The organism is Bacillus sp. D386, assembly GCF_006346415.1.
In genome coordinates, this window is sequence record NZ_VEMV01000003.1 from 577,061 (window position 1) to 603,329 (window position 26,269).

The window sequence follows — 26,269 nt, forward strand, 5'->3', positions numbered from 1 at the left end:
TCCTCCTTAATCATTACGATTATATTGATGAATCAAATCAGGGTTTAATACTTGAAATAATTGATGGAAAATCTTTTCAATATCCTCTTGAGTTGGAATCCTGCGGTTTGTGTCAATACCATTGCCGCAAAGAGTGAGCGCCGTTAATTCCTTTATCTGTGAGGAACACATTTGATCCATTGATATGTATGGTCTGCCTGTCTCCCAAATTTGAAACTGCTCATTATATTGATAGATCAGTTTAAGTATTTTTCTTGCCAGGGCGGATTTGCTTTCATTGGGATTGTGTCCAATAGCAATGGCCAGTTCTGCATAACGGTCTTCTGCATCTTCAATTCCGAAGTCAATTACAAATGGATGCAGGAGTGCAACACTTAAACCATGGGGAATTTTATATTTTATCCCTAAGGCTCTGCCTGTGGCGTGTGCTAAATTAGTTGATGAATTAGAGAATGCTATTCCAGCATATAAACTGCCGATAAGTATATCATCATAGGCTTGTTGGTTATTTGTTTTTATGTAAACGTTTGGAAGGGCGTTGGTGATTTTCTTGAAGGCTTGAAGAGCATAGAAGTCTGTTAATTCGGTTGCTTTTGTTGAAACATAAGCTTCCATTGCATGTGTAAGTGCGTCTAAGCCTGTATATGCGGAGATGACCGGATGTAATCTCTTGGTCCAATAGGAATCTAATATGGCCGCATCCGGTACAAAACTTGGATGAGAGGGATTACGTTTAATGCCAGTTTCATCGTCAGTAATGACCATAACTTTTGTTGCTTCTGATCCTGAACCAGCCGTGGTTGGTATGACAATCAAGGGAAGACGTTCAATTATGGATTCTTGCTGGATGGTAAGTAAAGTATGCTCTGAATTAATGGCAAAGACGGAAACGGCCTTAGCGAGATCAATCACACTGCCACCACCGATTGCCACAACACCATCACAGCTTTCTGAGAGAGCTATATGGGTGGTTTTTCTCACTTGACTGAAGGTTGGTTCACCTTTGTCGCAAATATAGAGCTGAATCGATATCCCTTCTTTTTCAAGCATTGAGAAGAGATGCGTTTTCGCATCTTTGTAAAGCTTTACTGAAATCATGATAAAAGCTTTCTTGATTTGCAGCTTTCGAATTGTCTCCATAAGCTGTATACCACTAAACCCGCCTGTCAAGATTATGGCAGGTTTTAAAATAGATTCGATAAAGATCACTCCTTTAGCTTAATGTATACGCTTACATTAATGCGTTAAGATAGGTTTCTATTATTATATCTAAGGAAGATTATAAAGACTTGAAAGTTCAAAAGCAATATTAATTCAGAAAATTTAAATTATTTAATTTTGATAACAAGATAATATTTTAGGATGAAATAAACTATGTCATAGTAAATATCATTGATATTCCTTTAATTCAATAGAGAAAAAAATTGTTAATTGTTACTGGGACAATTACTGCAGTAAGTTTAAAACAGAAAACTTGCTTCATATCATAATCGAAGGAGTAAGTTATATCATTAGCATTTCGCTAACAATAGCTTTGTTTAAAATTTTCCTTGGTGGAAAAATGAATCTTTCTTTGGTTCTTTTCCTATTTTACCAATCACTTTTGTTCCTTATTTATATCAATATACAAACTACCAAACATTACATATTATTGAAGTAATTTTCATTTAAAGTTTTTCTCAATTTGATACAATATAATTTGATAACGTACTAGATAACGTTTATAGTAGTTATCTACTGCTAATCCTGACTTTCTTCCGGTTAAATGTCGAATTGTCAAAAGGAGAAAATCAAATGAAACCTTTAAAGTTAGTATTCTTCGCAATGATTGCGATTATGATATTTGTTCTTTGGAAAATGTCCCCGACTGAGCAAAAGACTTTTATTACGAATGATCGAATGAAGGAAATCCAGTCAATAGTGGATGACGCAAGTAAAGGTAAAGTCCAGGCCAACTGGCAAAACGTCGCAGCTATTGCAGCTATTGAATATAATATAGACACTGTAGAACCTTATAATATCGAACAAACCACTAATCTGTTTATCGAAAAAGAAGGAAACAAATATAAGCTTAAAAATATTGAAGAAGTAATGGATACTTTAAAATATACAGATGAACAGAAATCTCAGGTGAAATCCTATATAACCTACTTGGATTCATTTAAAAAAGGTAATAAAAGCAATCAATATGAATTTATTGCTGAAATTGAAAGTGCCGCTGTAGATAATTATAAGGAATATGGTATATTGCCTTCCATCACAATTGCGCAGGCTATCCTGGAATCTGAATGGGGGAAATCAGGACTATCTCAGAAGTATAATAACCTATTTGGCATTAAAGGCCATAACTGGGATGGGGCTGTTGCAAGCATGGACACAACGGAATTTCATAATCAAAAAACGAAAAGTTATTTCAGAGCCTATAATTCGATTGATGAGTCAATCGATGATCATGGTGCATTTCTTAAAGAAAATCAACGTTATGAAAAGCATGGCCTTTTTGAGGCTAACACCTATATGGAACAGGCTCAAGCATTGGAAGATGCCGGCTACAGTACGGCTGAGAATGAAAAAGGCGAAAAAATATATAGTGAAATGTTGACCGATATTATTAAGCAATATCAATTACAACTAATTGATAGCAATGTCACTTCAAATAAATTATAAAAACAAGCGTATGTGTCTATTTTTGCACATACGCTTGTTTTTTATTTTTAATAGGTGATTTTTGATTAACTGCATAGATAAATTTCCACCTTTTGAAAATGAGGTTTGTTAAAATAAATGGTAACTGTAAAAGGGACTTAAGTAAATGATTTAATGTAAATATTGGAGAGTGATCATTTGAATACGTATGGAGATGAATTGTTTAAGGGGGCGTAGAGGATTCTAGTGATTATAATTGGGAAGAAGTTGTCCAATTTGGAACCTTAGCAGTTGTATTAGTTAAAAATGATGAAGCAAAATGGACAATATCACTGGACAAAAACTTCAAAGACAATTCATACAGCTCTTTACCACCATCCGGAAATATCACTTTATATAAAGCTGATTTATCTTTGCATGAAACAATACAGTTTCAGCATGCACCTGAATAAACATACATGTAAAAAGGGATGTAAACAGTTGCTTACATCCCTTAGTCATTAGATTTTCATAACTCCACCTGTACTGGCGGAAGTGACGAGTTTCGAATATCGTGCCAGATAGCCGGTCTTGACCTTTGGCTCAAAACCTTTCCAATTCGCTCTGCGGAGTTCAAATTCCTCGTCTGAGATTTCCAGTTGAATGGTACGTTTATTCATATCGAGTTCAATGATATCGCCATTTTCAACAAAGGCAATAGGGCCGCCTTCAGCCGCTTCAGGTGATATGTGGCCAATGCTGATTCCTCTTGAGGCACCCGAAAAACGTCCGTCTGTAATTAAGCCTACTTTTGCGCCCAATCCTCTCCCAACAATTTGCGAGGTAGGAGCGAGCATTTCCGGCATACCGGGACCGCCTTTTGGGCCTTCATAACGAATGACGACTACATCTCCTTCTTTTACTTTACCGGTAATGATGCCTGATAAAGCATCCTCCTGAGAATCGAAACAAATAGCAGGGCCTCTGTGATAGCCGCCAACTTCCGGATCGACCGCTCCTACTTTAATAATTGAACCATTTGGTGCAAGATTGCCAAACAGTACAGCCAAGCCGCCACGTTCTGAATGTGGATTGCTTAAAGGACGAATTACATCATAATCTAAAATCTCACAGCCCAGCACGTTTTCTCTCAATGTTTGGCCAGAGACAGTTATACATTCTCCGTTTAAAGCACCCGGCTTTTTCAGCAACTCATTAATAATAGCACTGACACCACCGGCATTATGTACATCCTCAATATGATAATCAGATGCCGGCGCTATTTTTGCCAAATGGGGGACTCGGCTGGCAATCTCATTAATACGCTCCATCGGGTATTCGAATCCAGCTTCATGAGCCAATGCGAGAGTATGAAGGACTGTATTCGTTGAACCACCCATGGCCATGTCAAGAGCAAATGCATTATCAATCGTATCGATGGTCACGATATCACGCGGTTTAATGTCTGTTTTAATGAGCTGCATCAGCTGTTTGGCTGATTGTCTGACAAAATCCTTTCTTTCCTCTGCAACGGCAAGGATTGTCCCGTTACCAGGTAAAGCTAAACCTAAGCCTTCCGCTAAGCAATTCATTGAGTTCGCGGTGAACATTCCGGAACATGAACCGCATGTTGGACAGGCGACCTGTTCAAGCTCCTGCAGTCGCTCTTCATCAATTTGTCCGGATTGATAGGCACCGACACCTTCAAAAACGGAAGTGAGGGAGAGGGAGTTGCCATCTTTATCTTTACCAGCTTTCATTGGTCCGCCACTGACGAAAATAGTTGGGATATTGACACGAAGAGCAGCCATCATCATACCAGGTGTGATTTTGTCACAGTTTGGAATACAAACCATTCCATCAAACCAATGCGCTGATACGACTGTTTCAATAGAATCCGCAATAATTTCACGACTCGGCAAAGAATAACGCATGCCGATATGGCCCATAGCAATCCCATCATCGACACCAATAGTATTGAATTCAAACGGAACCCCACCCGCTTCACGGATTGCTTCCTTTACAATCTTTCCGAATTCCTGCAGATGTACATGACCAGGAACGATGTCAATATAGGAATTGCAAACCGCGATGAATGGTTTTCCAAAATCCTCTTCACTTACACCAGCCGCTCTCAGTAAGCTTCTATGTGGAGCGCGATCTATTCCTTTTTTTATCATATTACTACGCATTTCAGTCATGACAATCATCTCCAATTAGGTAAATTTATCTGTATATTTAGAATTATTCAACATTTTAACATTAAATGAAGTAATATCCTATCATAATTGGAAAAGAATTATATTTTTTATATAAATATCGTAAATTGCTGATGTAACTTTCATACTTGTTGAAACTCTCTTCGTTTGAAGACACATTATTTTCATTTTATTGAAAATCAGGGTAAAATAATGCGTATTACTTACATGACGTTTCATAATATGGATAAAAATTCTGACTTGGTAGTAGAACTTCAATCAAGACAGAAAGGATTTGATCGTTTGTTAGATTACAAGTTAATGGTCACTTTATATGAAGGAGACTATGAGAAATGGGTTAACACTGGGATTGCATTAGGGATTGTTTTGCTATTCATCCTTTTTAGGAAGCTAGTTACGAAGTATGTCTTTCAGTTGATATTAAAATTGAGAGAGGATAAGCCAAATGATTTATTTATTCAAGTTTTTAAAAGCTTTGAAAAACCGATCAGTTGGCTGTTTATTATCATTGGTCTGTACATAGGGGTAAAGTACTTTCCATTCATCAATCAACATAATCCTTTTTTCTTAAAATTATTGCGTTCGATGATTATCTTTTTGATTACCTGGGGATTATTTAATTTGTCCTCACCTTCACAAGGTATTTTATTAAATATTAATGAGAAAATGAATCAAAAAATCGATTTGATCCTCATTCCCTTTATATCCAGAGCCATGAGAGTGATTATCGTAGCCATCAGCATTAGTATTATCGGTCAAGAATTTGATTATGACGTAAATGGATTGGTAGCCGGTCTTGGTTTGGGTGGTTTAGCTTTTGCCTTAGCAGCTAAAGACGCTGTTGGTAATTTAATTGGCGGAATTGTAATCGTCACAGAAAAACCTTTTTCTATCGGTGATTGGATTTTAACATCTAATGTTGAAGGAACTGTGGAGGATATAAACTTTAGAAGTACAAAGGTTCGTACATTCAGCCAGGCGTTAGTGACTGTACCTAATGCTACGCTGGCCAGCGATGCAATCACGAACTGGAGTCGAATGGGAAAACGAAAAATCGATTTTCATTTGGACGTCGCCTACCAAAGGGAGACAGATCAACTTGATAATCTAATAGAGGAAATTAAACATTTGCTGCGCTCACATCAAGGTGTTCATCAGGACACCATTGTCGTAGCCTTCGATCAATTTAAAGATCATTATATAAAAATACTAGTTTATTTCTTTACCAATACTACTGCCTGGGAAGAACATGTCCAAATTAAACATCAAATCAATTTAAGTATCATGCAGCTGTTAGAAAAAGAGGGAATATCTTTGGCAGTGCCTATGCAAAAAGTTTCTGTTGATCCTGAGTTTTCATTAATAAAAGAAAGATCAAATTAAATCATTTTAATATACCACTGTGAATTAAGTGATTCATAGTGGTATATTTCTTTTATAAAGAGTATTCACTATAACAGTGCTAGAAAACCTTAGATATTAACCATATTTAAAAAAGAGGGAATACATTCTTTGCCACACAAGCCATCTCCAATTTCTCCAGTGTTTTACAATAATCAACTTCTACATTTTCAATAGTTTGATTCATACTCAGAACCATTTCCTTTACAATCGTTGAATCCTTATACCATTCTGTATATTGAGGTGGCGAGTGCGATACATCTTTCCATACATATGAGAGTGAAGGGCTATAAAAGTGAGGAGATCCAGATAGCAGCCTGCATTCTCTTAAACGAACTTTATACTTTTTTCCTGGAAATTCTTCATTTATATCATTAAAAAGATGCGGCCAATAATCCTTTCTTGAGCCTGTATGCGGCGTATTTAATGCCCATTGTTCAATTTTCTTCAAACTTCTATCATTAAATAAACACGTATACAAATCCTTTCCAATTTGAATCCGGCTATCGAGCTGTTCAAAGTGATGGATCGTTTTACCCGCAAAACTGATCTTCGTATTATTTTTCAAATAAGGAAATAAAATTTGATTCATTGATAAATGATCTTGTAGAGAAAATTCAAGTTTTACAAGGACCTGATTATGGATATTGGGTTCTTTTATGAGTGTTTCTTCTAAATGGTTTTGTTCATTTATGATAAGTGCCACCGTTAGAAGAGCTGAATCTTTATATTGCCAAAAGTAAGTCCAAACAGTTTGCATATACGCTGAAACAAATAAATGAGGCAATAAGTAGGCGAGATTCCGACCGTATTTAAGTGATTCTTCATACATGAGTAATTGAGGATAGGCATCATTAAAAATCAACCAATTGCCCCGTTCTAAAAACAAAAAGAATGTTTCAGCTTCCTTTTTCTCCAGCAATCTTGATAAACAAGTACCCTTTAAGTCAGTCATATTCCATCCGGCATTTCTGGAAACCATATGGGCAAGAAATGACCAATGGATCTCTGGATGGTTTTGATAAAAAGAAAGATAGGCTTTAGTCCTGGTAATATTATTCTGATTGGCTAAGCTTGTTTTTTCACGTATCATTCTTAAAATCATTTCATCTTCATGCGTCATTTTGTATATTACTTTCTTTTTTTGATCAAGCATCTTTTTCATTTCAGTTAATGTTCCGGATAGTTCTGTTTTTTTCTTTTTAAACCAGGGAAAGGACATAAATATATCTCCTTCTAATAAAAAATAATTAAAGGTGCTCTATTTTATTCTTTAAAAATTCGGTTTATACACATGCATAAAGCGTTAAGATAGACGATTGCCGCTTGGGAGGAGTAATCTAATAAGCAGCATGAATAGCTTTTACTTTGTCAATAATTTGTTCAGTTTCCGTATGAAAGTGAACATATTAGATATTTCAGTCTGTAGTTTTGTGAAAAAATGTTTGATTGAAAAGAAGTGAGGTTACGACATGAAACAACCAAAGACATCAGAGGAATATACATTAGGAAAAATATTGCTATTCTTTATCCCATTGGCTCTGTCAGCTAGTTTGACTTCGGTATCTCACGTTATTATTAACGGGACACTTAGTCGGGCTGAAGCAGCGGAGGTCATTATATCCAACTATGCAATTGCTTTTTCACTGTTTAGTATTATGGAAAGACCGGCTTTAGTATTCAGACAAACAAGCTCAGCCTTAGCAAAAGGGAAGTCGACCTTCCAGGCTATTTGCTCTTTTTTCATAAAAATCATCGTTACTTTAATGCTTATTTGTATGTTAGTCGCGTTTTCACCGCTTGGAGAATGGATATTCACTTATTTATTTAATGCTGAACCTGAGAATATGTCAGCTTTAATGAACACCTTTAAGGTTTTAGCTGTTGTGATTTTACTATCAGGCATCCGTACGTTATATCAGGGAATTATGATTAATCATCTTGAAACAAAATGGGTGACCTATGGTGTGATTATTCGCTTGATTGGTATGATTGCAATTGCATTTTATTTCATCCATTATGCGGATTTACTGTCAAGTATAGCCGGAGCCATCATTTTCTTAACCGGTATGTTAATCGAATGTGTAATCAGTATCTGGAGAGGCCATCGTTTAATAAAGACAGAGAACCTGGATGAAGATGATGAACAGCCATTGACCCAAAGAGAGATTGGAAAGTTTTATACGCCATTGGTCTTTTACTTATCTTTTCAAACGCTTGTAACACCTATCATTTATGCTTGTTTAAGCTTCATTGACAATGTAAATCTCGGGATCGCTTCTTTTGCTCTTGCCTTCAGTGTAACGAATTTGATCATCAGCTTTTTTATGTACACCCATCAGGTCGTTCTTCAATTTTATGATACAAACAAAAAAGCGGTCTTTCAGTGTATTGTGATTTTTAGTATAGTTCCTACAACATTATTGCTTATATTATGCTATACACCTGCAGGCTTCTGGTTTATGGATACGATCTTTGGCACAACCGGTACATTGGCTAAAGAGACATTGCAGGTGCTGCAATTCTTTATTATAAAAACCTTTGTTTTTCCTTGGGTGGATTACTTAGGGGGCATTTTAATGCTAAACAAGAAAACAGGAGCGATGTTAAAGCCACAGCTTTATAATCTGATTACGGTTGTAATTATTTTAGTGACATTTGTTGTCCTGTTCCCTTCATTAAATGGAAGAGCGGGTGCCATAGCTGCTTCTCTTGGGGAATTGGTTGGCTTAGTATTCGTTTTTATGGTGGTGCAAAAATATAATAAGGACATAGATAAGCAAGCTACTCAAATGGAATCCATGTAAGTAAAAGGGAGGTTATTCAGATGAATAATCTCTTTTTTTTTGCAGCTAAAAGACTCATAGCATGAGAAAGAGTGAGGAGAGTAAATATTCTTTGTATCCACCCTATCTGTTATACATATTTCCCCTAAATCATTAGTACTTTTATCACTTTTCTTCCTGTTCTAATTTCTCTAATGCCAGTTTAATTTGTACATTGCCTGCCTCCAACAGAGGGGTAGTTTTTAATAGCTCTTCCTTATTAAACGACTCCAAACAATGTTTAATCAAATCAATGACTACTCTGATGGTTGTAATTCCTTCTTCGTAGGTGGTTATCGTTTTTGTATAATTGCTGATTAATTCATCACTCATTTTAGTGGTTTCGAGTGCATAATAGTTTGTGGCAAAGGACAGATCAGCCACTATTGATTGCAGTTCATTTTTCCACTGCGTATCTTTGAAGTCTATTTGATTTAACAACATTTCCGATTCATGTGAGGAGGATTCAATATCTGCCGCTGTATCGGTACAGATACTAATGAAGTTGCTTTCTTCAATGTTATGTAAAGGTAATCTTCCTACCTCAGGCTGTTTATTATTTGCAGAGTTACTGCATCCTGCAGCTAATACAATCACTAAAGCAATTATAACACTCTTCATTCAACCTCTATTCATTTCAGAAAGATTGTTTGTTTCCACCATCAATAAACTACTATTATTCAGTTGATGAGTAATTCTTGTCTAATTTAGACCCCTCAATGGCCTGTTATTAATGTCTATCATACCGGCAATATCCCATCATGTAGTTTTTCTCTATATATTCATTTATTCCTTTAGAGAATGTATATTACTGCCTGTATGACGATATACAGTACTTATCATTTAGTAATCTTTATTTCAAGTGAACGAAAAATATAAAGGGAGTGAAATATATCCAGGGAAAAGAAGAATAAAGAGTTATAACTGGAATAGGCAATAATACAAAACGTCTGAAAATTCTACAAATATAAACTATCTTATGGAAATTAATATAAAAAGTTGTAAATGTAAGGCAATTTTAGTTATTATAGTAAATATATAGCGCTTTACTAGTTAATAAATTCATAAACTAGTAAATATTAACTAACGAAATTTATTGAACTATGTAAATGTTCGTTGTTTCACCCATGGCTACTATACAGAAAATCCAAAATGAAAGAAGGAGAGAACGTTAATGGCTATAAGCTTACAAAAAGGACAACGAATTGACCTGACAAAAGGTAATGCAAATCTAAATACGATTATGGTTGGTTTAGGTTGGGATCCAGTAAAGAAAAAAGGCGGCTTTTTTAGCAGAAGTGCAGATGTAGACTGTGATGCATCAGTTATTATGCTGACTGCAGATAAATTGCAGAGTAATAAAGATCTTGTTTATTTTGGGAATAAAAAAAGTGCTTGTAGTTCTGTTATTCATTCAGGAGACAACTTAACTGGGGATGGCGATGGTGATGATGAATCCATTAAAATCAACTTGAAATCTGTTCCAAATACATACAACAAATTAGTTTTTGTCGTAAACATTTATAACTGTGTTCAAAGAAAACAAGACTTTGGCATGATTGAGAATGCTTATATACGTGTTGTGAATCACGATACAGGCGAAGAATTAGTTCGATTTAATTTGTCGGATAATTATGCTGGCTTAACAACATTGATTACAGGTGAAATTTATCGTCACAATTCAGAATGGAAATTTGCTGCTATTGGTGATGGAACGAAAGATAGCAGTCTATCGGAGATATGCAGCAAATACCAATAATAAATATTAATTAAAATACTGGAGGGAAATAAAATGGCAATTTCATTATCAAAAGGACAAAAAGTAGATCTTACAAAAACAAATCCTGGTTTAACAAAAGTAATAGTAGGTTTAGGATGGGACGTAAACAAATATGATGGCGGACATGATTTTGACCTTGATGCATCCGTATTTCTTTTAAATGAAAGCGGAAAAGTATCCGGCGGAGAAGATTTTGTTTTCTATAATAATACAACAGGTGGTGCTGGTTCCGTAACTCACTCTGGTGATAACTTAACTGGAGAAGGTGACGGCGATGATGAACAGGTTAAAATCTCAATCCAAAGTATTCCACAAAGTATACAAAAAGTTGCTTTTGCTGTAACCATCCATGATGCTGATTCCAGAAGTCAAAACTTTGGTATGGTTTCAAACGCTTTCATTCGAATTGTGAACGAAGAAACGAATGAAGAACTGATCAGATATGATTTGGGAGAAGATTTTAGCATTGAAACTGCCGTTGTTGTAGGCGAATTATACCGCCATCAAGGAGAATGGAAATTTAGTGCGATTGGTTCCGGTTACCAAGGCGGTTTAGCTGCTCTTTGCAATGACTATGGATTACAAATAGGATAATACTATTCGTTTATTAAATAGTAATATACGAATTTGAGAGGTGTGATTTTGCACATGGCTATTCAACTCAGTAAAGGTCAACGTATTGACCTGACTAAAAACGATCCAACATTGCAAAAAATTGTTATCGGTTTAGGATGGGATGTAAAAAACTTTGATGGAGGTCAAGATTTTGACTTGGATGCCTCTGCGTTCATCTTAAATGCCCACGGAAAATGCCGTAACGATTTCGATTTCATTTTTTATAATAATCTTCAAAGTACGGATGGTTCCGTTACCCATACCGGAGATAACAGAACGGGAGAAGGGGAAGGCGATGATGAACAAATCAAAATCGATCTTTCTAAAATCCCCGATGATGTGAACAAAATTGCTATTACAGTAACGATTCATGATGCGGAAGTTCGCCGTCAAAATTTTGGACAAGTTACCAACGCTTTTGTACGTCTAGTAAATGAAGATACGGGCGTTGAGGTTTTACGTTATGACCTTGGAGAAGATTTCAGTATTGAAACAGCTGTCGTATTTTGTGAGGTTTATAGACATAACCTTGATTGGAAATTCAATGCGGTTGGTTCCGGTTATCAAGGCGGGTTACATTCATTGGTTAAAGCATATGGCTTAAGCGTTTAAGCATAAATGATTAGTTAGGGGGAATTATTTCTTTCCCCTATTATTTTTAAGATATACAACGGAGGGTTAACACTTTGGAAATTTTAGAACAAATCTTAAGTACGTATGCTTTATTTTTTGACTTGGACATGTGGGCGGAAGTATTAACTGATCCTGTAGCATGGGGACTAATTGGGTCCTTAGTAATCATAGAAGGATTATTGTCCGCTGATAATGCCCTTGTTCTGGCTGTTTTAGTAAAGCATCTTCCTGAAAAACAACGAAAAAGAGCACTTATGTATGGGATGTTCGGTGCCTACTTCTTCCGTTTCTTATTTATTGGAATAGGCGTATACCTCGTTAAATTTTGGTTCATTAAAGTTTTAGGTGCTGCGTACTTAGCATGGATCGTAATCCAGCATTTTCGGTCAAAAGCCGGAGATGGCGAAGACGGCGTAAAACAATTTAATAAAAATTCATGGCTTACACGTACAATCGGAATATTCTGGAGCACGGTTGTTTCAGTAGAATTAATGGATATTGCGTTCTCAGTGGATTCTATATTAGCTGCATTTGCAATATCTGATCAAGTATGGGTACTTTTGGTTGGCGGTATGTTAGGAATCCTAATGATGCGTACAGTTGCCGGTGTATTTTTAACATTAATTGAACGCGTACCTGAACTCGAAACTACTGCATTTATACTTATTGGGATTATCTCAGCAAAAATGTTTGCAAGTGTTTTTGGCTTCCATGTATCTCATTATGTGTTTTTTGCGATTATCATTGTCGCTTTTCTCGCAACTTTTATCATTCATTATATCAATAAAGGTAAAAATATTGATAAAAACACGGAAATGGCTGCATCTAAAGATAAATAAAAAGATCTGGCTTGAATTAAAGACGGCTACTGTGTTCGTAAACAGTAGTCTTTATTTTTATATGAAAGGAGCATAAGAATGCAACATTTCAGCTATGAATCATCCATAAAAATGAAAGAGATTTTTTATATGGAACCGGAGCCTTTTACGAAATATACAGATAAAGAGGTACTTGCTTATGCCCTTGGTGCCACTCTTTATATGCCTGCTATAAAAGCGAATATCGCAAAGGATATCATTAACAAAAAGTATCAAGAGCTTACTTCATTAGTGATTGATTTGGAAGACTCAGTTGCTGATTGTATAGTTGTGGATGCTGAAAACAAATTGCTGGAACATCTATCTATACTATCTGAGCATCTTGAGGAAAACAAAATAAGCATGGATGAACTGCCGCTTATTTTTATAAGAGTAAGGGACCCAATCCAAATGAGACGAATAACTAAGCTCATTAACGATTATTTGTACATACTGACAGGGTTTGTTTTTCCAAAATTCAATTATGAAAATGGGAAAGAATTTTTAGCAATCCTGGATGAAATCAATAAAAATAATAGCTTACTATATGGTATGCCTATATTGGAGTCAGCTGAAATTATTTATAAAGAAACCCGAATGGATGCTCTATTAAAAATAAAAGAATTATTGGACTCATATAAGAGCTATATATTAAACATCCGGATAGGAGCTACTGATTTTTCCGGTTTATTTGGTATACGAAGAAAAGTAGACACAACTATTTATGATGTGTCGGTGATAAGAGATTGTATCACGGATATTATCAATCTCTTTACCAGACAGGGTGATGAATATGTAGTTTCCGGGCCAGTTTGGGAGTTCTTCTCAAAAGATAACCGTATCTTAAAACCAACACTGCGTGTATCTCCTTTTCAAAGAAGATATGGTAGCTCCGGTCTAGTAAAGCGGACTGAATTAATCAATGAATATTTAGATGGTTTAATTAACGAAGTCCTCCTGGATAAATTAAATGGAATTAACGGAAAAACCATTATACACCCTACTCATATTAAAGCAGTGCATTCTTTATATACCATTACACATGAAGAATATTTAGATGCCATAAGCATCATAGCGAACCGCGAAGGGGATGCAGGGGTATTAAAAAGCATGTATGAAAACAAAATGAATGAAATGAAACCTCATTATTATTGGGCGAAAAAAATTCTACTCCGAGCCAAGGTATTCGGTGTATATAATGTTGATCAAGATTTTACTAGTTTACTTTTAAATCAAGGACATGATGAACAAATTCTAGAGGTGAAATGAAATGACAGCAACCAGAGTGAATATAAGAGAAGTAACGCACCAAATACTGGATGATTTAACAGTTGGGATCGAAGTTTTTCATAATCCATATGATTTCGAAACAAATCAGTTATTTAAAATGGCGACTCGCATCAATAAAAAGCGTAATTTTTTATTTGTAAGTACGGTTTTAGGCAAACATCTGGCTGTTAACCCTAAAATACCTCTACTGGTTGGTCATTTATTATCCCTGCGATATTTAGAAGTCGTCTACGGCAAGAAAGATATGCGTGCAGAGGCAATCGCTGAGGCTATAAAAACTGGTGGAAACATTGAGGAAGCCTTGCTTTTAGTTGAAGAAGATCCGATCAAACTGCCAAAGCCACTAACCATTATTGGTTTTGCTGAGACGGCTACAGCATTGGGCCATGCGGTATTTAGTTCCTTTGATAAACATGCAAAATACATACACACAACAAGAGAAAAAATAGCTGAAATCCCTTCAATCATTAATTTTGAAGAAGAACATTCCCATGCCAGCAGCCATTATGTCTATTCAAGCGATCCTGCTTTTTTTGATAACGACCAAGAAATTGTATTAGTGGATGATGAAATAACAACGGGTAAAACAGCAATCAATATTATCCGAAAAATCAATTCTGTTTATCCATCTAAAAAGGTATTTACATTGATATCGATTTTGGATTGGCGCACAGCTGAGCATCGTGCACAATATCAACAAATAGAAAAAGAATTAGGGATTACCGTACATCCAGTGTCTTTAATGGATGGAACAATCTCGATTAATGGTCAACCTGATTTAAAGCTGGAGGACCAACTTGCTGCTCCTAATCAAACTTCTGAGCAACACGTTTCATATATACCTATCCATCATTATTTTAAAGACCATCACTTTAATCAATTTACTTCTATCAATACAGATGAGTCTCTAAATGCTTCCCCTTATTCACAGGCTACAGGGAGATTTGGTCTGGATATAGAAGAAGAAAGAAGTTTTTCTCCTATTTTTGAAGAGATAGGCGGTATTTTGAAACAGCATCGCAAAGGTAAGAGAACCTTGGCTATAGGTACCGGGGAATTTATGTATATACCTATGATGATTGCTTCGTCCATGGGGAGTGATGTTTACTTTCAATCTACTACTCGAAGTCCAATATACTCTTTAGAAAAGAGTGATTACCTAATTCATAATAAATTCACTTTCGATAGTCCTGAAAATAAAGGGGTCGTAAATTACTTATATAATATTGAAATCAATCGCTATGACGAGATATTTATTTTTATTGAAAGAAACTCATCTCATGAGTCATTAAATTCCATACTATCCGCATTAAAACAAACCGGAATTAATTTCATTACTGTCATCACTCTAACGGAAATGAATCAGTAAGGAATTCATATCAACCATTTTCTTTCTAATTGGACTAGAACTGTTAGATATCATATATAGTTTCATACTTTTATAGTTATATACTGCTCCACTATACAACCAGGAGGGATTTTATGCTTAAACGAAAACTAATACCGGATCAAATGGGAAGCTACAACGAAGATGATGCCATATTTTTATTAAGAGATATTAGTGATTACGTTTTTGAAACCAAAACGGAAGAAAGAGAAAGTTTGATCCAATCCGGTATACACTATTCGGAAATGCTCCCTGTCGAATATCATCCTCCAAAAGAATATATAAATTTATTTCATGATACATTAAAAAAATATTCAGAGCGTCTAGCTGTGGCTATTGGAACAGTGGCCGAACAGATTATTGAACGTAAAGGAATGGATAACTTAGTTTTAGTCAGCTTAGCAAGAGCTGGAACACCAATTGGAGTGTTGATTAAACGTTATTACGCCTATAAATATCAAATCAATGTTCCTCACTATTCTATATCTATCATTCGCGGCAGAGGCATTGATGAGGCAGCTATTGATTATATTTTTGAGCAGCATTCTCATGCGAACATTCAGGTAATAGACGGCTGGACAGGAAAAGGAGCTATTACGTTTGAATTAGCTGAAGCATGCGAGAAATATAATTCAACTCACTCGAATTATATTGATCCTTCATTAGCCGTGTTAGCCGATCCAGGGCATTGTGTAGATATATATGGAACAAGAGATGACTTTTTAATCCCATCCGCTTGTTTAAACTCTACGGTATCAGGATTAGTAAGTCGTACTGTATTAAACTATGAATTCATGAGCAAGGATGACTTTCATGGTGCAAAGTTTTATAAAGAATTAGCGGATGCAGATTTATCGAATTTTTATGTGGATACGATTAGCGAGGATTTTGGGAAAGTAGAAGAGCAAGTGAAACAATCCTTGGAACAATTACGTCAAGAAGATAAAACACCTACGTGGCTCGGGATGGATTCTATTGAAAGAATTCAAAACATCTACAATATTAGCAATACACATTTTATCAAACCAGGTGTTGGAGAAACAACACGTGTTTTATTGCGAAGAATACCCTGGAAAATCCTAATCAATCCTAATCATTCAAATGATTTATCACATATTTTGTTTTTGGCTAAAGAGCGAAATGTACCGGTTGAGGAATTCAGGGATATGTCCTATACATGCTGCGGAATTATAAAAGAGGTATAAGGAAGGGATTACTATTATTTTATTTACATCCGATTTAGACAGAACTTTAATTTATTCAAAAAATATGATGGACAAGTACCCCATCGATAATCAAATAACACCAGTCGAATTTAAAGATGATCAGGTTATTACCTATATGTCTCAAACTTCTATTGACCTTTTACAACAATTTAATCAACAACATCTATTTGTACCAGTAACGACAAGAGCACTATATCAATATGAGAGAATTGAAGTATTTCAACAGAAAATAAAACCTAAATATGCGATTGTGAGCAATGGCGGAACGATTTTAGTAGATGGAAAGCCTGACTCAGAGTGGGACGATTTTATTAAAAACCATCTCTCTGTTACTTCACTTCCACATCATGACATGCTAAATACGTTCGCAAAGATCCGTCATGATTCCTGGGTTGAGCGTGAGTTTTATATCGATTCCTTGTTCTATATGTACCATGTAAATAAAGATACCTTACCACATCAAGAACTGCTGTCCTTTGAAGATGAATTAAACAAAATCGGATGGAGAACATTTTTGCACGGAAGAAAACTCTATATACTGCCAAGTAATTTAAATAAAGTTTTTGCAGTGGAGCATTTAAAAAAGCGGCTGGACTATGATATTCACACTGCTGCCGGGGATTCCCTTATGGATTATGATATGATCGCGATTGCCGATAAAGGATATAGTCTAAAGCACGGAGAGCTTTACGATGTCAAACCCAACGATCCAAAAATAAACTGGTTAAAAGGTAAAGGAGCAGCTTCCACAGAGGATTTAATTAAAAATCTCCTGAGCCTGTAAAAAAGCTGTAACCCGGTGGGAGTAAGAGTATAAAGTACAATCCCACTGGGTTACCAGCTCATTCTTTCAATTGTTTTAGTAAGTTTATTTCTAACTGAATAGCGATTCCTAAAAAACATCTATGTAATTGACTAAAAATATCATAGATTTTTTAGTTTATAGAAAAATGGACTAATTACGAGTGTATAATAATCTGCAAAAGTTATATTTTTTGTAAAAAAAGAGCAGATTTCCCGAAACTCTTAGCGCAACTGTAAAAAAATAGATATATAATATTAATGTACGAATCATCTTAGAGAAAGGAGTTTAAATATTGAATTACATAAAAATAGAACCTTTATTAAACAAATCTACAGCAGAATGGTTAGAGTTATTTCTTTCTTCTATTCGTACAAGACCATCCTATCATTTAGATGAATCAACTTTTCGTTTTCAAAGAATCAGTCTCCGAGTATTAGGTATTCCGCTCGACGAAGATGAATACTATAACTCCTTATACGACATGCACCAAAAACCTTTTATACATGTGTTAAGTGAAGAATTGGATAAAACAATCGATAATCAGGTCTTCCAAACTATACAGGATGTTTTAAACTTACATCGGACAGAAAATAAAGGATTATCAATTAAACGATTGATAGCCATTTTTTATGGTAAAAACTTAATACCTAAGCATACGGATTCTACCATTAACAGGCATGTACAAATATCAATCATTAAAGTGGTTGAACATTTTAAAGATAAACAGAAGAGCGGGTTGCTCTCACCTGAATTCCGCAGATTTATCATCGATATGATTAAGTGGCTTAAAAATCATTGGGAAAAATGGTCTAAAGACCTCCAAATAGGTTCAGATTTTCCGAAAGTCGTTTGGTATGGAGATCTATCCTTAAGTCAGCAATATTTTTTATTACTGCTCATGGAATTTGGTTGTGATGTTTTAATTTTGCATCCTGCCGGCACAGACTTTTTTAGCGATCTTGATCGAGAAAATGAATTTTCACTACCCTATGTGTATACGAATAAAGGGAAGCTAGAACCATTCCCTACGAAAGAAAGAGAGCGGCAAACAACTGTAGCGTATCGAGCCAACAAACAGCTTGAAATCATGTTAAATGATCATGAGTCTGGTATTTATAAACCTTGGCAATTTAGAAATTTCAAGCCTTCATCTACAACATTAAGAATGACCTATGATGATGTATTTATATATGCAAAAGAAAAAGCAATGATTAGGCCTCAATTTAAAATTGATAAGGATCGAGTAATCATTCCTGTCATATTCACAAAAATCAATGGAGTTTCACGAGATCGAGCGGATTATTGGTCTAAAATGAAGGGTCTCAAGGATTCTTCACTCTCGAAAAACATTCGCGAATTTCCTTTCACGACAAAGACAAAAGCCAATTATCATTTTCACTTTCAGCATTCCTTAGATAAAGATGGCGCACTGTCACCCGAAAAAATGCTCGCAGGAAATTGGTGGAGATATGGAAATTTGCCGATTGAGCTGCAAAGGGCCATCGCCTGGACGATTAAAGAGTACTGTGAACATCCTAAATTACTAAAGCTGAATCATGAAACAGAATATGATTTGCAATTATTTTTATTTAAACAAGCGAGTTTGATTCCTGAAGATTTTCTGAAACAATTACAACAATTCGATTATTCTCAAGATGTGCCCAGAATCGTTCTATACAATATGGGAACTAACAGTACATTTACCCGTGAGGATGCAGCACTGCTGCTGTTTTTAAATGAATTTGGCGTAGATATTGTGTTATACCATCCAGCAGGACAAACCGATATAGAAAATTTTGTAGACCCATCTCATTACGATACCCATTGGCTAGAAGATATTGTTTTTGAACAAGAAATTCCAGACTTTCAGCAAGAAGAAAAATCATTCATTAAAAAGATTATTAAAAGAATATTTTGACTGATATCTATAAGGCTGAATCAACAAATATTCCAATGATTGGGGAAATTACTAATGGTAAATGAATTACAGATAAAACAAAATACAGATCTGACAGAACAGTCTGCTAATGAAGTTAGAATGCAGCTGCGCAATGAAGCACAGGTTCTTCAAATTGTAGAAAATATGGATCTTCGAAATCAAAATGAATTATTATCACTTGGGAGAGCACCCGCAGAACGACTTTCTCAGTTTTCAGACAGAATATTAAACACCATGGCACTTTCAAAAATTGATGAATCCGGTGAATTATTAATTCAATTAGAGAAATTAATGAAACGATTTGATAAAAACGAAATCATGAAAGAACCTAATTTCATCGCAAAACTATTTAAAAAAGCGAAGGTGACCACGGAAGCTCTCTTTAAAAAATATCAAACATTAGGTGGAGAGCTTGATAAAATTCATAGAGAATTTGCGATGATTGAGGATGAATTAAAGCGGACAAATCAAAACCTCGAAGGCTTATATGAAGAAGATATTGAATATTATTTCGAATTAGAAAAATATGTAGTAGCTGCTGAAATGAAATTAGAGGAAGTAAATCAGACGTTAATCCCCGAGTGCGAACAACGAGTTAATTCAGGCAATCAAATGGCTCGGATGGAGCTGGAAAATCTTCGTACAGTCAAAGAATTATTAGAAAGAAAAATTGATGATTTAGAAAAAGCCCGTATGGTAGCTGTTATTGCCGCTCCACAAATTAAAACAATGCAACGCGGTAATAATGATTTAGTTGCAAAAATAAATAGCGCCTTTGTGACAACCATTCCGATTTTTAAAATGGGCATTATTAATACGGTCAGTGCAAAACGTCAAAAAGTACATTCAGATTCATTGAATGCATTTGAAGATCGCACGAATCAAATGTTAAAGGATGTCACTAGCGATATTATGAATCAAAGCATTGAGATTGCTCAGCGTTCCGGTAGCTCTAGTATTAAAATGGATACCATTGAAAATATGTGGGATACGATTGTTAAAGGAATAGATGAATATAAAAAGGTTAAAGAAGAACAGTCCATGCAACGGATTGAAGATAAAAAACGTTTGGAAACGATTAGAGAGGATGCGAAACGCGTCCTATCCCAATCCTAACCGATTACCCCTATCTATAGTGAAGATAGGGTTTTTTTTATATTCTATATCACCAATTGGCTGGTAATTCGAGTGAATATTAGCTTTTTTATCGATTCATTTGAAATATCGACTTAATATGATTCTTTTTCTATCTAAAATTTGTAAATTAAAATATAATTAATTTATGTAAATAAAATACAAATAAGGAAGGTGTAATATAATGGTTAACTTAAATAAAATTGAATTAAAGAAAAAAGGACAAAATATCAATCTAACAAAAAGTACGAATCAATCACTCGGAGAACTGCTCGTAAACCTAAATTGGAATCAAAAAAGTGCTCCTAAATCCGGTGGATTCATGTCTGCTTTATTCGGTAAGTCTAATAATGTCGACCTTGATCTTGGTTGTTTATTTGAAATGAAAAATGGAGAAAAAGGCTGTGTCCAAGCTCTTGGCAATGCTTTTGGCAATTATAACGCAAGACCTTTTATAAAATTGGATGCTGATGACCGTACGGGAAGTGCCATAGGCGGAGAAAATCTTCGGATTAACGGAGATAAAGTCACCGAAATCAAGCGAATTTTAGTATATGCATTTATATATCAAGGAGTAGCTAATTGGTCTCAGGCAGACGGTGTCGCAACTCTTAAGTATCCTGGAGGTTCCGATGTAGAAGTAAAACTAGATGAACATCTGAACGGGAAAAATATGTGTGCAATAGCAATGATAGAAAATGTTAACAACGAAACATTCAAGGTGGAAAGACTAGTAGAGTACTTTAAGGGTCATCAGGATATGGATCGTGCTTTTAATTGGGGTATGAACTGGGTAAGTGGTTCAAAATAAAAGATTGTACCACAGATAGCAATTTAAAAAATAACAAGGGAGAGTTACGGATGCAGCCGATCTTATTAAAAAAGAATATTGCTAAAGTTGTTTTAGAGAAGAAGAAATTACAAGGCGTTGTAGCCAGAGTAGGAGTTGTGTTAGACATATCAGGTTCTATGCGAGCTTTATACCGTGACGGGGTTGTCCAGGAACAGTAGAGAGAATCCTGGCTGTAGCAAGCCAATTTAATGATAACGGTTCATTGGATGTATGGGTCTATGACAATGAATTTTCCAGGCTGCCTGTTGTTACAGAAAAGGATTTTGTCAATTATGTCAATGATAAGATAGTAAATAATCAGTCCATACATAAGTTTGGAAGAAATGACGAACCACAAGTTATGAAAGATGTTATACATAAATATATGAAAGAAGAACCAGCAGATGAGCCAGTCTTTTTAGTATTTATTAATGATGGCGGATGTAAATCAGGTATTAAAAAGATTATTGCAAATTCTTCAAAAATGCCGATTTTCTGGCAGTTTGTAGGTATAGGTGATTCTAATTTTGATGTGTTAAGAAAGCTGGATACAATGGAAGGCCGACTTGTGGTTAATGCAAATTTCTTTCATCTATATAATTTGGAAGATGTGTCCGATGAAGAATTGTTCGATCAATTATTAAACGAATTTCCACAATGGTTAGAGGAAGCAAAGCAAAAGGGGATCTTGAGATAATATACTCAAAAGCTCTATATTTCCTTAACAAGGATTAATCTCTATAATAATTTTTGAATGATACCACACAAAAACACAAACGTTATATGTTTATGAAATGGTTTCATTCGTATTTAGAGAAGCTAAGTGCGGTTGCTCCACCGACCGGACACCAACGAGTTGGCGAAAAACACGAACATTGGCTATTTTCTTTATAAAAGTTCGAAAAATTAGAGATTATGACTGTAATTTTTACAAAATGCTATTTTTAATAAAAAGAATATATGTTCGCACCTTGTTTTGCAGTCTATTCGATCCTATGAATAGAATCGTATATTTCGTGGTATTAACCTATATAATCAGATATCAATTATATAGGGGTGAACTATATTGACAAAACAGACAAGTGACGATTGCAGATTAGGCAATTTTGAAAAAGAATATGAGCTCACACCCGGGACCATTCGAAATCGTAATGGCAGGGATACACGCAGTGATAAGAAAATCGGGACGATACGAAAAGAATCGGATCACCACAAAAAGAAATAAAAGAAAATCACAATCTACAAACATATCGTTTTAACGGATCAGTAACGTGAGAGAGCTATTCATTTTCATATACTACGTGTAAAAGGAGCTTGATGATGGCAAAAACGACACTGAAATCAAAAGCAACTTTAATTAATAATGTACAGGTCGAGGTCGAAGCAAGGGGACATAAGGTGACAATTGATGAACCGGAAAGAGCAGGAGGAACAGATCTTGGCATGAACCCATTAGAACTCCTTCTTTCATCACTCGGTGCTTGTCAAACCATTATGGCTCAAAGTTATGCGGATAAAATGGGAATTCAATACGATCGTTTAGTGATCGAGCTTGAAGGTGATTTAGATACGGGCGGTTACAAGGGAAAACCAGGTGCAAAAGTTGGTTTAGAGGAAATTCGTTATTTCGTCCATATGGAGTCTAATGCGCCTCAAGAAAAAATCGAGGAATTTATCCGTTATATAGAAGCACATTGCCCAGCACTTGATACCTTAATCAATCCAACAAAAGTTGTATCAAAAGGCGTTAAGGTCACACAAACAAAATAAAATTTTACACCGTCGCGGTATTAGTGACGGTTTTTATTTATATAGAGACAAAAAACCCAACTTACTTAGAAGTCGGGTCGTTTGATATTTAGTCTTTACTTAGTTCCATTTCTCTTAATTGTACATGACGAATCTTTCCTGAAGTCGTTTTTGGTAGCGCCTCGGTAAATTCAATGCTCCTCGGATATTTATATGGAGCGGTTAACGTTTTTACAAAACTCTGAAGATCTGCAATCAGTTCTTTTTCTGAATGGTGTTTATAAGAGTCTGTTAGGACGATAAAGGCTTTAACAATATTTCCTCTAATCGCATCAGGACTTCCTACGACTGCACATTCCTTCACGGCAGGATGCTTAATTAAAGCATCTTCCACCTCGAACGGCCCGATTGTATATCCAGAGCTAATAATAATATCGTCGCTTCTACCCTCAAACCAAAAGAAACCTTCTTCATCTTTTAAAGCTCGGTCACCTGTAATAAAGTATTCACCTTTTCTTTGCGAAAGTGTACGTTCCGGATCTTTATAATATTCTTTAAACAGAGCAGGTGTACTAAGATGAACACCTATATTACCAACTTCACCTGCTTGGCACAGCTGCCCATTTTCATCGACAATTTCTACTATATTTCCCGGTGTAGCTTTACCCATGGAACCAGGCTTATTTGGGATATCTTTTAATTGGCCGATTAATAATGTACTCTCGGTTTGTCCATAACCATTGCGAATCGTTACATTAAACTGATTGTAAAAAGCATTTATTACCTCTGTATTTAGTGCTTCACCAGCGGAAATTGCGCTATGGAGATAAGGTAATTTGTACTTATGTAGATTTTCACTTTTTACAATTAACCGATATTCAGTAGGTGTACAGCAGAAAACATTAATTCGATATTTATCTAGCAAAGCTAAAAAGGTATCAGCATTGAATTTTCCATTATACACGAAGCCCGTTGCTCCTGTTCCAAGTACCGATAGGAAGGGACTCCACACCCATTTTTGCCATCCAGGAGCGGCTGTTGCCCACACTAGGTCATTTTCATTGATAGACATCCAATTCTTTGCAGCTGTTTTCAAATGAGCATAGCCCCAGGCGTGAGTATGTACAACTGCCTTTGGATTGCCTGTTGTGCCGGAAGTATAGGATAACAAAGCAATATCATCCCTGGTGGTGTTGGCAGCTTTAAATTGAGAGGAAGCTGTTTTCACTTTTTCATCTAGTGAAATCCATTGATCTTTAACATCGCCAACACTGAATTTAATCAGCTTATCAGAGTCAGGCACCGCATCAATTTCAGCTGTGAATTTTTCATAACAGACAACCGCTCGGGCTTCAGCATGCTGGATTCTAAAAGCCAAATCTTTTGCACGGAGCATTTCTGAACATGGAATAAGTACAATACCGGATTTCAATGCTGCCATATAGATGGCATAAGCCTCGATTATACGGGGAACAATCACCAGTATTTTATCTCCCATTTGTAATCCCGCTTCAGCAAATACATTTCCTATTTTATTAGCTTCTTCGACTAATTGTTTATATGTAATTGATCTAGTCAGACCATCCTGATTCTCCCACTTTAGAGCCAATTTCTCTGGATCATTGGTATAACGCTCAATTTCAGTTGTTAAATTATAGACATGAGGAGCTATTAATTCTTCTCTTTTCATAAAAAAATCCTCCTAAAATACGAATCAAGTATATGATACCTGTTGTCATATGCAACTTTTAGTATCAGGTATTAAAAACAATTTTAGCTATTTTTTCTAGACATGTAAAGGAAAGTGGATAAGAGTTTGTTTATGGAGAGATTAAGCAGAGGTCACCAATACAATTTGATTAAAGATAATAAGTTTTATTGAGGGAATTAATTCAATTTATAAAAATTTTATCGTATACAATTATACCTATTATATTTTGCGCAATCAGATAAATATGTTTAGTATAAAAGTAGAGATATACTTTGTCGTGCATTTTCAGAAGGGAGGAGAAATAATGGACTCACCTCTAATGGATAATCGCAGATTATCTACAAAAGATTTTGTTTATCAAGAAATTAAAAAACAAATTATTTTAAGTGAATTGAAACCTCTTCAACCAATAAATGAAATAAAAACTGCTTCGGATTTAGGGATTAGCAGAACACCATTACGCGAAGCATTACAAAGATTAGAGATAGAAGAACTTATCATTCGACAGCCTAATGGTAGACTTAAAGTAGCACCGATTTCTATACAAGAGGCAAAAGAAATTTATAATATCAGAGGATTACTGGAAGGGTTAATAGCAAAAGAGGCAGCGATTAAGGTAAATGAGGATGAAATTCAGAAACTGCAATTATATACAAATTTGCTGAACGAAGCAGCTTTAACCGATCGTAGGGAGTATGTAGTTAATTACGGAAGCGAAATTCATTCCTTGCTATACAAAATCAGCGGAAATCATACTGCTGTAAAAATATTAAGGAATATGAATGATAAAATCTCGCGTTATCGTAGACTTGGGCCGAAGGATAGCATGACTAGAAGTATGGAAGCTGCCTTTGAACATAAGAGATTAACTGAAGCAATCGCAGAACGGAATCCAACAAAAGCAGAGAGCTTAATGAAGCAACATATACATAATAGTTTAGCCGCAGCACTAAAATCGATTACAAGTCATATTAATGAATATGAATAGATAAGCACACCACTATAGATATTAAATATAGTGGTTATTTTTTAGTCTTTGAATTAATAGTTATATTTATTTGATAATTCTGTCTTCGGTGTTGACACATAAGGAAAATTTGCATAGAATTAGCTTACCAATAATTGTATACAATTATTCTTTAATACACTAGTTATCTATTTCATGAACCATAAAAGGAGGGATATTACAAATGCGATAAGACATATATGTTAGTAATTTAAATTAATCGCATAAAATGAAA

21 protein-coding genes and 2 pseudogenes are annotated in these 26,269 nt (G+C 35.3%); 18 read left to right on the plus strand and 5 right to left on the minus strand.

Features of this window, described 5'->3' with window-relative positions; translation table 11 throughout:
• Positions 1-6: 6 nt before the first annotated feature.
• The gene (locus tag FHY45_RS11485; RefSeq protein ID WP_483861445.1) at positions 7-1,209 is read right to left on the minus strand and encodes an iron-containing alcohol dehydrogenase; all 1,203 of its coding nucleotides are present in this window, start codon (positions 1,207-1,209) and stop codon (positions 7-9) included.
• 585 nt (positions 1,210-1,794) lie between these two features.
• Between FHY45_RS11485 and FHY45_RS11490 the strand changes: the two genes are divergently transcribed.
• Complete coding sequence (locus tag FHY45_RS11490; RefSeq protein WP_139891920.1) at positions 1,795-2,667, plus strand: glycoside hydrolase family 73 protein; 873 nt, start codon at positions 1,795-1,797, stop codon at positions 2,665-2,667.
• Positions 2,668-3,146: 479 nt separating this feature from the next.
• Here the strand turns inward: FHY45_RS11490 and ilvD are convergent, their stop codons facing one another.
• A complete protein-coding gene (gene ilvD, locus FHY45_RS11495) occupies positions 3,147-4,826 on the minus strand; it encodes a dihydroxy-acid dehydratase (protein ID WP_180349956.1) in 1,680 nt (559 codons plus the stop codon).
• A 210-nt stretch (positions 4,827-5,036) separates the two neighbouring features.
• On the opposite strand from ilvD, the gene FHY45_RS11500 reads away from it, so the two are divergent.
• Positions 5,037-6,227 (plus strand): mechanosensitive ion channel family protein, encoded by a 1,191-nt coding sequence (locus FHY45_RS11500; RefSeq protein ID WP_254654698.1) that lies wholly within the window; start codon positions 5,037-5,039, stop codon positions 6,225-6,227.
• A gap of 106 nt (positions 6,228-6,333) precedes the next feature.
• Here FHY45_RS11500 and FHY45_RS11505 read toward each other — a convergent pair whose 3' ends face one another.
• Entirely contained in the window at positions 6,334-7,467 is a 1,134-nt protein-coding gene (locus tag FHY45_RS11505; protein WP_139891921.1) for a DUF2515 family protein, read from the minus strand.
• A 250-nt stretch (positions 7,468-7,717) separates the two neighbouring features.
• Between FHY45_RS11505 and FHY45_RS11510 the strand changes: the two genes are divergently transcribed.
• Positions 7,718-9,052, plus strand: a complete 1,335-nt coding sequence (locus FHY45_RS11510; RefSeq protein ID WP_139891922.1) for a multi antimicrobial extrusion protein MatE — start codon at positions 7,718-7,720, stop codon at positions 9,050-9,052.
• 144 nt (positions 9,053-9,196) lie between these two features.
• Here the strand turns inward: FHY45_RS11510 and FHY45_RS11515 are convergent, their stop codons facing one another.
• A complete protein-coding gene (locus tag FHY45_RS11515) occupies positions 9,197-9,691 on the minus strand; it encodes a hypothetical protein (RefSeq protein WP_139891923.1) in 495 nt (164 codons plus the stop codon).
• 553 nt (positions 9,692-10,244) lie between these two features.
• On the opposite strand from FHY45_RS11515, the gene FHY45_RS11520 reads away from it, so the two are divergent.
• From FHY45_RS11520 to FHY45_RS11580, 14 genes and pseudogenes are all read left to right on the plus strand, one after another.
• Positions 10,245-10,829, plus strand: a complete 585-nt coding sequence (locus FHY45_RS11520) for a TerD family protein (protein ID WP_066103763.1) — start codon at positions 10,245-10,247, stop codon at positions 10,827-10,829.
• Between the two features lie 33 nt (positions 10,830-10,862).
• Complete coding sequence (locus FHY45_RS11525) at positions 10,863-11,444, plus strand: TerD family protein (protein ID WP_066103765.1); 582 nt, start codon at positions 10,863-10,865, stop codon at positions 11,442-11,444.
• Positions 11,445-11,498: 54 nt separating this feature from the next.
• Positions 11,499-12,077 carry a TerD family protein gene (locus FHY45_RS11530; protein ID WP_066103766.1) on the plus strand — a complete coding sequence of 193 codons (579 nt, stop codon included), beginning with the start codon at positions 11,499-11,501 and terminating at the stop codon, positions 12,075-12,077.
• A 128-nt stretch (positions 12,078-12,205) separates the two neighbouring features.
• Positions 12,206-12,937 carry a TerC family protein gene (locus FHY45_RS11535; RefSeq protein WP_373925477.1) on the plus strand — a complete coding sequence of 244 codons (732 nt, stop codon included), beginning with the start codon at positions 12,206-12,208 and terminating at the stop codon, positions 12,935-12,937.
• 78 nt (positions 12,938-13,015) lie between these two features.
• Positions 13,016-14,224 carry an HpcH/HpaI aldolase/citrate lyase family protein gene (locus FHY45_RS11540; protein WP_139891924.1) on the plus strand — a complete coding sequence of 403 codons (1,209 nt, stop codon included), beginning with the start codon at positions 13,016-13,018 and terminating at the stop codon, positions 14,222-14,224.
• Position 14,225: 1 nt separating this feature from the next.
• The gene (locus FHY45_RS11545; protein ID WP_139891925.1) at positions 14,226-15,614 is read left to right on the plus strand and encodes a phosphoribosyltransferase family protein; all 1,389 of its coding nucleotides are present in this window, start codon (positions 14,226-14,228) and stop codon (positions 15,612-15,614) included.
• Positions 15,615-15,727: 113 nt separating this feature from the next.
• Positions 15,728-16,837, plus strand: coding sequence for a cysteine protease StiP family protein (locus tag FHY45_RS11550; protein ID WP_139891926.1), 1,110 nt, complete (start codon positions 15,728-15,730; stop codon positions 16,835-16,837).
• A 16-nt stretch (positions 16,838-16,853) separates the two neighbouring features.
• Positions 16,854-17,642, plus strand: coding sequence for an HAD family hydrolase (locus tag FHY45_RS11555; protein ID WP_225983722.1), 789 nt, complete (start codon positions 16,854-16,856; stop codon positions 17,640-17,642).
• Between the two features lie 313 nt (positions 17,643-17,955).
• Positions 17,956-19,581, plus strand: coding sequence for a YceG family protein (locus FHY45_RS11560; RefSeq protein ID WP_066103779.1), 1,626 nt, complete (start codon positions 17,956-17,958; stop codon positions 19,579-19,581).
• Between the two features lie 54 nt (positions 19,582-19,635).
• Complete coding sequence (locus FHY45_RS11565) at positions 19,636-20,718, plus strand: toxic anion resistance protein (RefSeq protein ID WP_139891928.1); 1,083 nt, start codon at positions 19,636-19,638, stop codon at positions 20,716-20,718.
• 199 nt (positions 20,719-20,917) lie between these two features.
• A pseudogene (locus FHY45_RS11570) lies at positions 20,918-21,547 on the plus strand (TerD family protein); the annotation flags it as partial.
• 50 nt (positions 21,548-21,597) lie between these two features.
• Positions 21,598-22,265, plus strand: a pseudogene (locus FHY45_RS11575) (vWA domain-containing protein).
• A gap of 369 nt (positions 22,266-22,634) precedes the next feature.
• Positions 22,635-22,793, plus strand: coding sequence for a hypothetical protein (locus FHY45_RS20560; RefSeq protein ID WP_175354256.1), 159 nt, complete (start codon positions 22,635-22,637; stop codon positions 22,791-22,793).
• Positions 22,794-22,888: 95 nt separating this feature from the next.
• Positions 22,889-23,338: an OsmC family protein gene (locus FHY45_RS11580; RefSeq protein ID WP_066103785.1), complete on the plus strand. Its 450-nt coding sequence runs from the start codon at positions 22,889-22,891 to the stop codon at positions 23,336-23,338.
• Positions 23,339-23,426: 88 nt separating this feature from the next.
• Here the strand turns inward: FHY45_RS11580 and mbcS are convergent, their stop codons facing one another.
• A complete protein-coding gene (gene mbcS / locus FHY45_RS11585) occupies positions 23,427-25,007 on the minus strand; it encodes an acyl-CoA synthetase MbcS (RefSeq protein WP_139891930.1) in 1,581 nt (526 codons plus the stop codon).
• 325 nt (positions 25,008-25,332) lie between these two features.
• Here mbcS and FHY45_RS11590 point away from each other — a divergent pair, with 325 nt between their 5' ends.
• A complete protein-coding gene (locus tag FHY45_RS11590; RefSeq protein ID WP_180349957.1) occupies positions 25,333-26,016 on the plus strand; it encodes a GntR family transcriptional regulator in 684 nt (227 codons plus the stop codon).
• Positions 26,017-26,269 lie beyond the last annotated feature (253 nt).

Bases quoted from the DNA above. Each gene is read 5' to 3' on its own strand.
- FHY45_RS11535 (WP_373925477.1), top strand. From the start codon at position 12,206: ATGTGGGCGGAAGTATTAACTGATCCTGTAGCATGGGGACTAATTGGG.
- ilvD (WP_180349956.1), bottom strand. From the start codon at position 4,826: ATGACTGAAATGCGTAGTAATATGATAAAAAAAGGAATAGATCGCGCT.
- FHY45_RS11590 (WP_180349957.1), top strand. From the start codon at position 25,333: ATGGACTCACCTCTAATGGATAATCGCAGATTATCTACAAAAGATTTT.
- FHY45_RS11500 (WP_254654698.1), top strand. From the start codon at position 5,037: ATGCGTATTACTTACATGACGTTTCATAATATGGATAAAAATTCTGAC.
- FHY45_RS11530 (WP_066103766.1), top strand. From the start codon at position 11,499: ATGGCTATTCAACTCAGTAAAGGTCAACGTATTGACCTGACTAAAAAC.
- FHY45_RS11510 (WP_139891922.1), top strand. From the start codon at position 7,718: ATGAAACAACCAAAGACATCAGAGGAATATACATTAGGAAAAATATTG.
- FHY45_RS11565 (WP_139891928.1), top strand. From the start codon at position 19,636: ATGGTAAATGAATTACAGATAAAACAAAATACAGATCTGACAGAACAG.
- FHY45_RS11505 (WP_139891921.1), bottom strand. From the start codon at position 7,467: ATGTCCTTTCCCTGGTTTAAAAAGAAAAAAACAGAACTATCCGGAACA.
- FHY45_RS11550 (WP_139891926.1), top strand. From the start codon at position 15,728: ATGCTTAAACGAAAACTAATACCGGATCAAATGGGAAGCTACAACGAA.
- mbcS (WP_139891930.1), bottom strand. From the start codon at position 25,007: ATGAAAAGAGAAGAATTAATAGCTCCTCATGTCTATAATTTAACAACT.
- FHY45_RS11520 (WP_066103763.1), top strand. From the start codon at position 10,245: ATGGCTATAAGCTTACAAAAAGGACAACGAATTGACCTGACAAAAGGT.
- FHY45_RS11540 (WP_139891924.1), top strand. From the start codon at position 13,016: ATGCAACATTTCAGCTATGAATCATCCATAAAAATGAAAGAGATTTTT.
- FHY45_RS11580 (WP_066103785.1), top strand. From the start codon at position 22,889: ATGGCAAAAACGACACTGAAATCAAAAGCAACTTTAATTAATAATGTA.
- FHY45_RS11545 (WP_139891925.1), top strand. From the start codon at position 14,226: ATGACAGCAACCAGAGTGAATATAAGAGAAGTAACGCACCAAATACTG.
- FHY45_RS11490 (WP_139891920.1), top strand. From the start codon at position 1,795: ATGAAACCTTTAAAGTTAGTATTCTTCGCAATGATTGCGATTATGATA.
- FHY45_RS11515 (WP_139891923.1), bottom strand. From the start codon at position 9,691: ATGAAGAGTGTTATAATTGCTTTAGTGATTGTATTAGCTGCAGGATGC.
- FHY45_RS11525 (WP_066103765.1), top strand. From the start codon at position 10,863: ATGGCAATTTCATTATCAAAAGGACAAAAAGTAGATCTTACAAAAACA.